The 7515-nt window shown below is 46.3% G+C and carries 5 protein-coding genes; 3 read left to right on the plus strand and 2 right to left on the minus strand.

Features of this window, described 5'->3' with window-relative positions; genetic code table 11:
- Positions 1 to 470: 470 nt before the first annotated feature.
- Both ACR2PX_RS01885 and ACR2PX_RS01890 read left to right on the plus strand, forming a co-directional pair.
- Positions 471 to 2051, plus strand: a complete 1581-nt coding sequence (locus ACR2PX_RS01885; protein WP_433997663.1) for a DUF1302 domain-containing protein — start codon at positions 471 to 473, stop codon at positions 2049 to 2051.
- Between the two features lie 25 nt (positions 2052 to 2076).
- Positions 2077 to 3531, plus strand: a complete 1455-nt coding sequence (locus ACR2PX_RS01890) for a DUF1329 domain-containing protein (RefSeq protein WP_433997664.1) — start codon at positions 2077 to 2079, stop codon at positions 3529 to 3531.
- Positions 3532 to 3589: 58 nt separating this feature from the next.
- Here the strand turns inward: ACR2PX_RS01890 and ACR2PX_RS01895 are convergent, their stop codons facing one another.
- Positions 3590 to 4450, minus strand: coding sequence for a hypothetical protein (locus ACR2PX_RS01895; RefSeq protein WP_433997665.1), 861 nt, complete (start codon positions 4448 to 4450; stop codon positions 3590 to 3592).
- A gap of 249 nt (positions 4451 to 4699) precedes the next feature.
- Between ACR2PX_RS01895 and ACR2PX_RS01900 the strand changes: the two genes are divergently transcribed.
- Complete coding sequence (locus tag ACR2PX_RS01900) at positions 4700 to 5869, plus strand: acyl-CoA dehydrogenase family protein (protein ID WP_433997666.1); 1170 nt, start codon at positions 4700 to 4702, stop codon at positions 5867 to 5869.
- A gap of 58 nt (positions 5870 to 5927) precedes the next feature.
- Here ACR2PX_RS01900 and ACR2PX_RS01905 read toward each other — a convergent pair whose 3' ends face one another.
- A complete protein-coding gene (locus ACR2PX_RS01905) occupies positions 5928 to 7019 on the minus strand; it encodes an AraC family transcriptional regulator ligand-binding domain-containing protein (protein WP_433997667.1) in 1092 nt (363 codons plus the stop codon).
- Positions 7020 to 7515 lie beyond the last annotated feature (496 nt).

A 7515-nucleotide genomic window follows, 5' to 3' on the forward strand; every position in this document is an offset into this window, starting at 1 on the left:
CGGATTTGGCCATTTTCTATGATTCTTTTCGTTGAATAGCTCGCTATTCGCCTCAAATAATCATAAAAACTGTCTCAAACCGGACTTTTTCTCGCTACGGTCGGCTAAGTCCGACAGACTCCTAGGCTTAATGGCTAATTAGAAGTAGCAGTAATCAACAGGGGCGCAGGACGTCCCTGTTTAACTTTTTTAAACGTTCCGTTTTTTATACCTCATGATTTTAGAGCCGGATAGAGCCATTTCTTGCGCTATGGACACCTGTGAACTGTGTCAAAAAGTGTTCCGCTGTTTTGGCCATTTTTGCCATTGTCTGCGTGTGGGATAGTGAGTATTTTTCAGTCTGTCAGAATAATAAAAACTATTCGCCGTTGACGTTGGTTGTAATGCTGTTCTAGAGAGCGGTTGTTGCAGGGGGGAGGTAAGCTGTTTTGCTTAAGCCCGCCGACAGGCTTACGCTCAAGGATGTTGTAATGAAGTATAAAATAAAAAAAACCCACACTACTCAAGATGCTCGCCTTGTCCGTTCTATCGGTGTGCAAAAGTCCCTGCTGACGATTGCCGTCGCCTCTGCTGTTTCATCCATGTCCCTCAATGCCCATGCGCTTTCCTATGAGTTTGGCGAAGTGATGGTGGATTGGGATAACACTGTTGGTTATTCCGCTGCTTGGCGTGCCAAGGATCAGGATAAAAATGCCCTGGCGAATGTTAACGGGGATGATGGTAATAGGAACTTTGATAAAGGGGCCATGGTCGCTAATCGAGCATCTCTCTTATCTGAAGTCAGTGTTCAGTATCGTGATTTTGGTGCATTTGTTAGAGGTAGTGCATTCTATGACGATGTTTACTTTGGTAAAACAGATAACGATCTAACCGGCAATGCTGGGTTTAATGACAATACTCAAGCTGTTCATGCGAAAGATGCGCGACTTCTTGATGCATTTGTTTATGGGAATTTCGATGTTCTGGACAGAAACCTGAATGTTCGAGTTGGTAGACAAGTCGTTAGCTGGGGTGAGAGCTTGTTTATTTCAGGTATCAGCAGCTCCATGAGTCCAGCCGATGGAACTAAGTCAAATGTTCCCGGCATTGAAGTAAAAGATATTCTACTTCCTGTTGGGCAAGTTTTTGCACAAATTGATCTAACGGAAAATCTCGCCCTTTCAGCTTATTCTCAATGGGAGTGGGCGAAGACAGAGATTAACGAAGCCGGTAGTTATTTTAGTACCAGTGATATTCTTGATGAAGCTGGCGAAGTTTTCTTGTTGCCAACAGGTAACTCAAACTTTCCGTATTTACCGGTTTCCAGAAATGAGGCTTTAGATAAAGAGGCAAGTGATTCTGGCCAGTATGGTATTGCACTGAATTACTATGCGGAGAATGTCGGTAACGGAACTGAGTTTGGACTTTATTACCTGAATTATCATGACAAGAGTCCAACAATGGTGATGGATTCAGTTGCGACTTCTCCCATTCCTGTCTCTTATCATCTTGAATATCTTGAAAATGTTAAGTTGATTGGAACAAGCGTTGGCACCTTAGTTGGGGAAACTAATGTTGGTGCTGAACTCTCCTACCGTAAGGGGGCAGTAGTTCTTGATCCAAGTAACTTAAATGATCGTGATGACACCATACAAGCACAGCTTTCTTTCACTCATTCTTTTGGTGTGACCTCCTTTGCTGATGATGTGATTTTCAGCGGGGAAGTTGGTTACAATCGTTTGCTCGGGGCTGATACCTCCAAACTGCGTGAAGGTGAAGAGCTTGAAGGCTCTGGTTTGGCAGGTCTAGTCACCCTGAGTTACAACAGTGTGTTCCCTGGTATTGATATGGAAGTTCCTATCAGTTTCCGCCATAACATCAAGGGCCACTCTAAAGCCGGTAACTTTACATCAACGGCTAACAATTCCGATCGGGCCAGTGTAGGCGCCAAATTTATCTATCAGGGTGGGCTGGAGTTTGCTTTGAACTACTCCGCCTTCTTTGGTGATTACGAAGATAACGCGATCACTGATCGTGATTATGTCTCGTTCAATGCGAAGTACAGCTTCTGAGCCAGTCGTTAAGGAACAGATAATTATGATAAAAACAGATGCCTATAGCGATAGAAAAACATTCTTCGCTCTTCCTCAACAGGGAATGCAGCAAAGCAAAAGGTTTTTCTCAACAAAGAGTCTTCTCACTGCCAGTCTAACGAGTCTGGCACTGATTGCGGCTTCTGCCCAGGCCAAGGTTTCTCCTGAAGAAGCCGCCAAACTGGGTAAAACGCTGACGCCCATGGGGGCTGAAGCAGCGGGTAACAAGGAAGGCACTATCCCTGCCTGGAACCCGGACTTTAAAGTTCCCGAAGGTTTTCAGGGTAAGGGGACTCGCTACGTTGACCCTTATGCTGACGAAAAGTCATTGTTCACGATTACTGCTGAGAACGTGGATCAGCATAAGGACAAACTGGCTCCGGGAATGCTGGAGTTGTTTAAGCTGTATCCAGAAACCTTTAAGATGAACATTTACCCTTCACACAGGGACGGTCGTTTTTCTGAGTTTGCTGAAAAAAACGTTATTTCAAATGCGACCCGTGCAGAATTGGTAGACGGCGGTGATGGTGTTATCAACGCTTTTGGAGGATCTCCCTTCCCAATTCCTCAGAGTGGTGTAGAAGCCATTTGGAATATGCTGTTGAAGAGTGGTTCTCATTACTGGAAAGCCACCGCTACCAATATTCTGGTTTATCGGAATGGATCACAGCAGTCAGGAAGACAGACTACAACCCGTCTTTCTCCTTTCTATAATTCGGAAATGACATTAAGTGCATTCCAGGAGCAGAGACTGCCTCGTCTGTATCAGACCGTACAGACCCTGGCACCTACTCGAGAGAAAGGTAAGGCGGTTCTGGCTTATGAATACATCAATCCAAAAGAGCAGCCTCGTGCAGCCTGGTCTTATACACCCGGTGTACGTCGTGTGCGTCGCGCTCCAACCGTTTCCTACGATACTCCGCAGGGATTGGGTAAGCTGAGAACCACCGATGGTTCATACGGTTACAACGGTTCTCCTGACAAGTACAACTGGACTCTGGTTGGCAAGAAGGAAATGTATGTTCCTTACAATAACTACAAGTTTGAAAACAAGGATGTAGATTTCAAAGAGTTGTTACCTAAAGGTCATGCTAACCCTGACTACATGCGTTATGAGTTGCACCGTGTCTGGGTGGTTCGTGCTGAGCTGAAGGATGGTGAACGCCATGTCTACAAGACGCGTGAGTTCTTCCTGGACGAAGACAGCTGGATGGTCATGCAGGTAGATCAGTATGATAACCGTGACATTCTGTGGCGTACGACTCTGGTGAATACTATCAATATGTATGATATGCCGGGTATCGAACGTCGTTCAGTGCTGTACTACGATCTGGTATCTCGTGAGTATCTGGCCGCCGATCTGTTTAATAAAGAGCCGGTTCAGCCTATTGTGAACCAGGATCCAAAACAGTTGTCGTATTTCACACCCTCCAATTTGCGTAAAATTGGCGTACGTTAATTAATTAGCGTCAAAAAACGGCGTATCTGGAAGCAGGTACGCCGTTTTACATTAAGCGTTAATTGACTTTGGCTGTTAATTTTGCAGCGGGTGCCAGTTTAGGGAGGATGTAATCCTGCACTTTTTGAATGCCTTCAGGGCTGAACCATTGAAGCACCCAAAGAAAACCATAACTGGTGTAGTAGAGAGCAGGTCTTGCCAGATAACTCCAGAAACGAGTGTATACAGGCTGCAGTAACCATTTATGGCCGAATTGTAGTCCCGTAATAACAAAAGCTTTTGTGGCACCAAAATGCGAGTCCAGAGCCATAGCCAATAGCCCGGTTCCCACCGCTAAGGTAATTGAAATGGCTGCAGGTACCAGAGAAGTTCCAAAGAAGGCCAGGCCAACAGCACTGAGCGACAGTGTCCAGACCAGTACTTGAGCTGACTTGAGTTTGGAGGAAGCGCCCGTTAAGTCAGCATCTATTGGAGAGATATAGACATCACGTCCGAGTTTCTCGCTGCTAGTGTAGCCAGCTTGTGCAAGCCCCCCAGTCTTAGCCGCAGTTTCCATGCTTTGAAGCTTAATACCTACTTTGTTGACAATATTGGCGTCGCTGAGATCCACCGTTTCCCCGGACTTGTCGGCCTGCCTGGCAAGATCTGCTGTAGATTGGCACTTAGCGTTTTCTATGTAGTGCCGTTCTTGCAGGGCTTGTGAGGCAAGCTCGGGCGTGGAATCACCTTCCATGTTCAAAAAGCTGACCACATAATCTTTTCCCGTGTATAGATCCCGACAGGAATAACTCGTCGTCACCAGAGAGGCGGCTTGTGCGATCGTCGGCTGCTGCGTTGTAGCAGTGTCATCGGAAAGTACAATCTGGGAAAAACCAGCAGTCAGAATCATTAAGAAAAAGAGTTGTGAAAGGTGTTTCATGGGTGCCTCCAGTAAAGGAGCAAAGAGAGACAAGACAATCAGGAATAGAGCAAAAGAGGAGAAGTTGTTTTCTTGAACAACATAGGCAGAAATTAGCACAGATTGGTGTGTTTGTAGAATTTGTGAGTTCGTCTTGTCCGCTTTTGCTATTGAGAGAAGAACGGGCTGGGGTGTAATTTTGCTACTGTGAAAAAAAGAATAAACAGGCTCCGGCCTTAGGCGCTAAAAAGCCTGGTGAGGGACACGATCATGTATATTGAAAACACTGCTGAACAGAAAGAGCTTCGTCGCGAACTACGCGAGTACTTTGCCAAATTGATCACGCCCGAAGTCAAGGAAGCCTGTCACGGGAATGAGAGCGGAGATACGTACATGAGCGTGATCCGCCAGATGGGTGATGATGGCTGGCTGGCACTGGGCTGGCCCAAAGAATATGGTGGTCAGGGTCGCTCGACCAGTGAACAGTTGATCTTTTTTGAAGAAGCCGAGCTCGCTGGTGCTCCTATTCCCTTCGTTACTCTGAACACTGTGGGACCCGCCTTGATGGACCACGGATCAGAAGATCACAAAAAAGAGTTTCTGCCAAAAATTGCTAAAGGTGAAGTGCACTTTGCCATCGGCTATACCGAACCCGGTGCCGGTACAGACCTGGCTTCTCTGCAGACCAGTGCGATTAAAGACGGTGATGATTACATTATCAATGGCACAAAGGTGTTCACCAGCAGTGCTGAAGGTGCTGATTACATCTGGTTGGCAGCAAGAACGGACAAAGAATCCAAGCACGGTGGTATTACCCTGTTTATGGTGGACACTAAGTTGCCGGGATTCTCTGTAGCCCCTATTTATACTGTGGGTGATGTTCGAACGAATATGACCTACTACGAGAATGTTCGTGTGCCTGCTTCCATGATTGTGGGCGAGCTGAACGGTGGCTGGAAATTGATTACTTCCCAGCTGAATCATGAGCGTGTAGGTCTGGCAGCCATTGGTATTAATGCTATTGGTAACTATCAGAAAGTACTGGATTGGGCTCGTGAAGAGCAGCCGAATGGCCTGCGTGTCATTGATGAGCCCTGGGTACAAAGTGCTCTGGCGGAAGCTTACACTCTGCTGGAAGCCATGAAGGTTAAAAATGCCCGAATGGCCTGGGAGCTGGAAAGGAATGAACTGAATCCTGCTTTTGCATCGGGTATCAAAGTCTACAGTACTGAGTGTGTCATTGACGTGTATCGCCTGTTACTGGATGTTGTGGGCCCGGCTGGTCTGGTGAAGCGGAATAATTCTGCTGCCATTGTCCAAGGTGAGCTGGAAGAAGAATACCGCAAGTGCCAGATCAATACCTTTGGCGGCGGTGTTAACGAAGTTCAACGTGAACTGGTTGCAATGTTTGGTCTGGGCATGAGAAGAGCTGCTCGATAATGATCAAGAGCACCTGGGATGTTCACAGGTGCTCCAACCCTTTCTTTCTTAATCGTTCTCAGACTATTTCTTCTGTCGGCTCCGTCTCTTTCACACTGTTTCTCTTCCTGAATTCTCCTGGGGTAATACTGGTCCATTTTTTAAAGGAGCGGTGAAATGCGCTGGGTTCGTCAAATCCCATCATCGATGCGACCGAATTAATGCTCATATCTGACCGAGTCAGGTAATCAATGGCTGCATCTCTTCGACAATCGTCTTTTACTCTTTGATAGGACGTGCCTTCTTTCTCCAGCCTTCGGCGCAGTGTTCTGGAAGAAATATTCAGCATCTCTGCCACTTCATTAAACCCCGGAATCTTGCGAGTGAAGTTACTGCCGATCAGTGACCGAATCTTTTTAATGATGCTTTCGTCTTCATTGACGATCGTAAACAACTCCAGAGGAGCCGTTTTCAGAAACTGATGCAGGGACTCTTCTGTGTGGACCAGGGGCGCATCCAGAAAGTGAGCCTTGAAGGTAAAGGCATTTTCCTGCTGCTGAAAGTGGATAGGGCAGTCGAAATAGAAACGGTAGCCGCTGTTACTGAGAATTTCCGGTCCAGTCACTTTAACTTCTTTGATCGGGATAAAGGTGCCGATCAGCCAGCAAATGAATCGATGCCACATGGACATATAGTTGATAATGGTGAGCTGCTTCTGAAGATCCATGTCATGACTGGGCTCCACCCGGAATGTCCGGTGAACCAATGTCGCATATTCTCCATCATCAGAGAGGTAATATGGTGCTTCCTTACTGACTTTAAGGCCCTTGGCTTCATAGAGCAAAGCATAAAAATCAACACTTCGTTGTAAGGCTATACGCAGGCTCGGGCTATGGATAACGCTATAGCAGAACATACGGAAAGTGCCCATAGGAACCTTAGTACGAGTGATTCCAAAGCACTCATCTTTGAGCAGGTCTGACACCCGACTGTAAAGTCGGCTGAAATCCTGTGCGGTGATGTCCTGTTCCAGTTGCTGGTCAGGAGACAGATCCATAGGGTTGAAGGAAAAGCCGATTTCTTCAACGATCTGTTCTACCTTATGGCCGTTTTCTGCCGCTACCTTGAGCAGCAGTCGTGCGTATTTGGCGGGTATGGCTTGCTCGCTCATCGTTATTCTTGGTCCTGGTAATCCAGTGCTTGACGGTTGAAAAACTGGGAGCTCAATCTGAAAAATCATGATTGGGGCAACAATCAGTTTTCTAACGGCAGAGGCATTTACTTCTTTTAATGGATGGATCAACTGGGGCCATGATATGAAATTTTGTCGATTTGATCCAATTTTCAACCAATTGTCTTATCAAATGATTTCCAGAAGGGGGATTTTCGGGAGATTGGATGGATAGCACGTAAAATTCATAAAGACGCTTTGACAAGACTGAAGGCCTTGAAAATACAGAACTGTTGGATTTTTGCTGTGTCAGCCGAAAAAATAGCAAAGCGAGACGTTCGACACTTTATGAAATTTCCGGGCTAGGAGCCTGTCGGACTTAGCCGACCGTAGCGAGAAAAAGTCCGGTTTGAGACAGTTTTTATGATTATTTGAGGCGAATAGCGAGCTATTCAACGAAAAGAATCATAGAAAATGGCCAAATCCGGCTTTTTCG

Origin of the sequence: Endozoicomonas sp. (genome assembly GCF_051008435.1) — a bacterium.
GTDB lineage: Bacteria > Pseudomonadota > Gammaproteobacteria > Pseudomonadales > Endozoicomonadaceae > Endozoicomonas_A.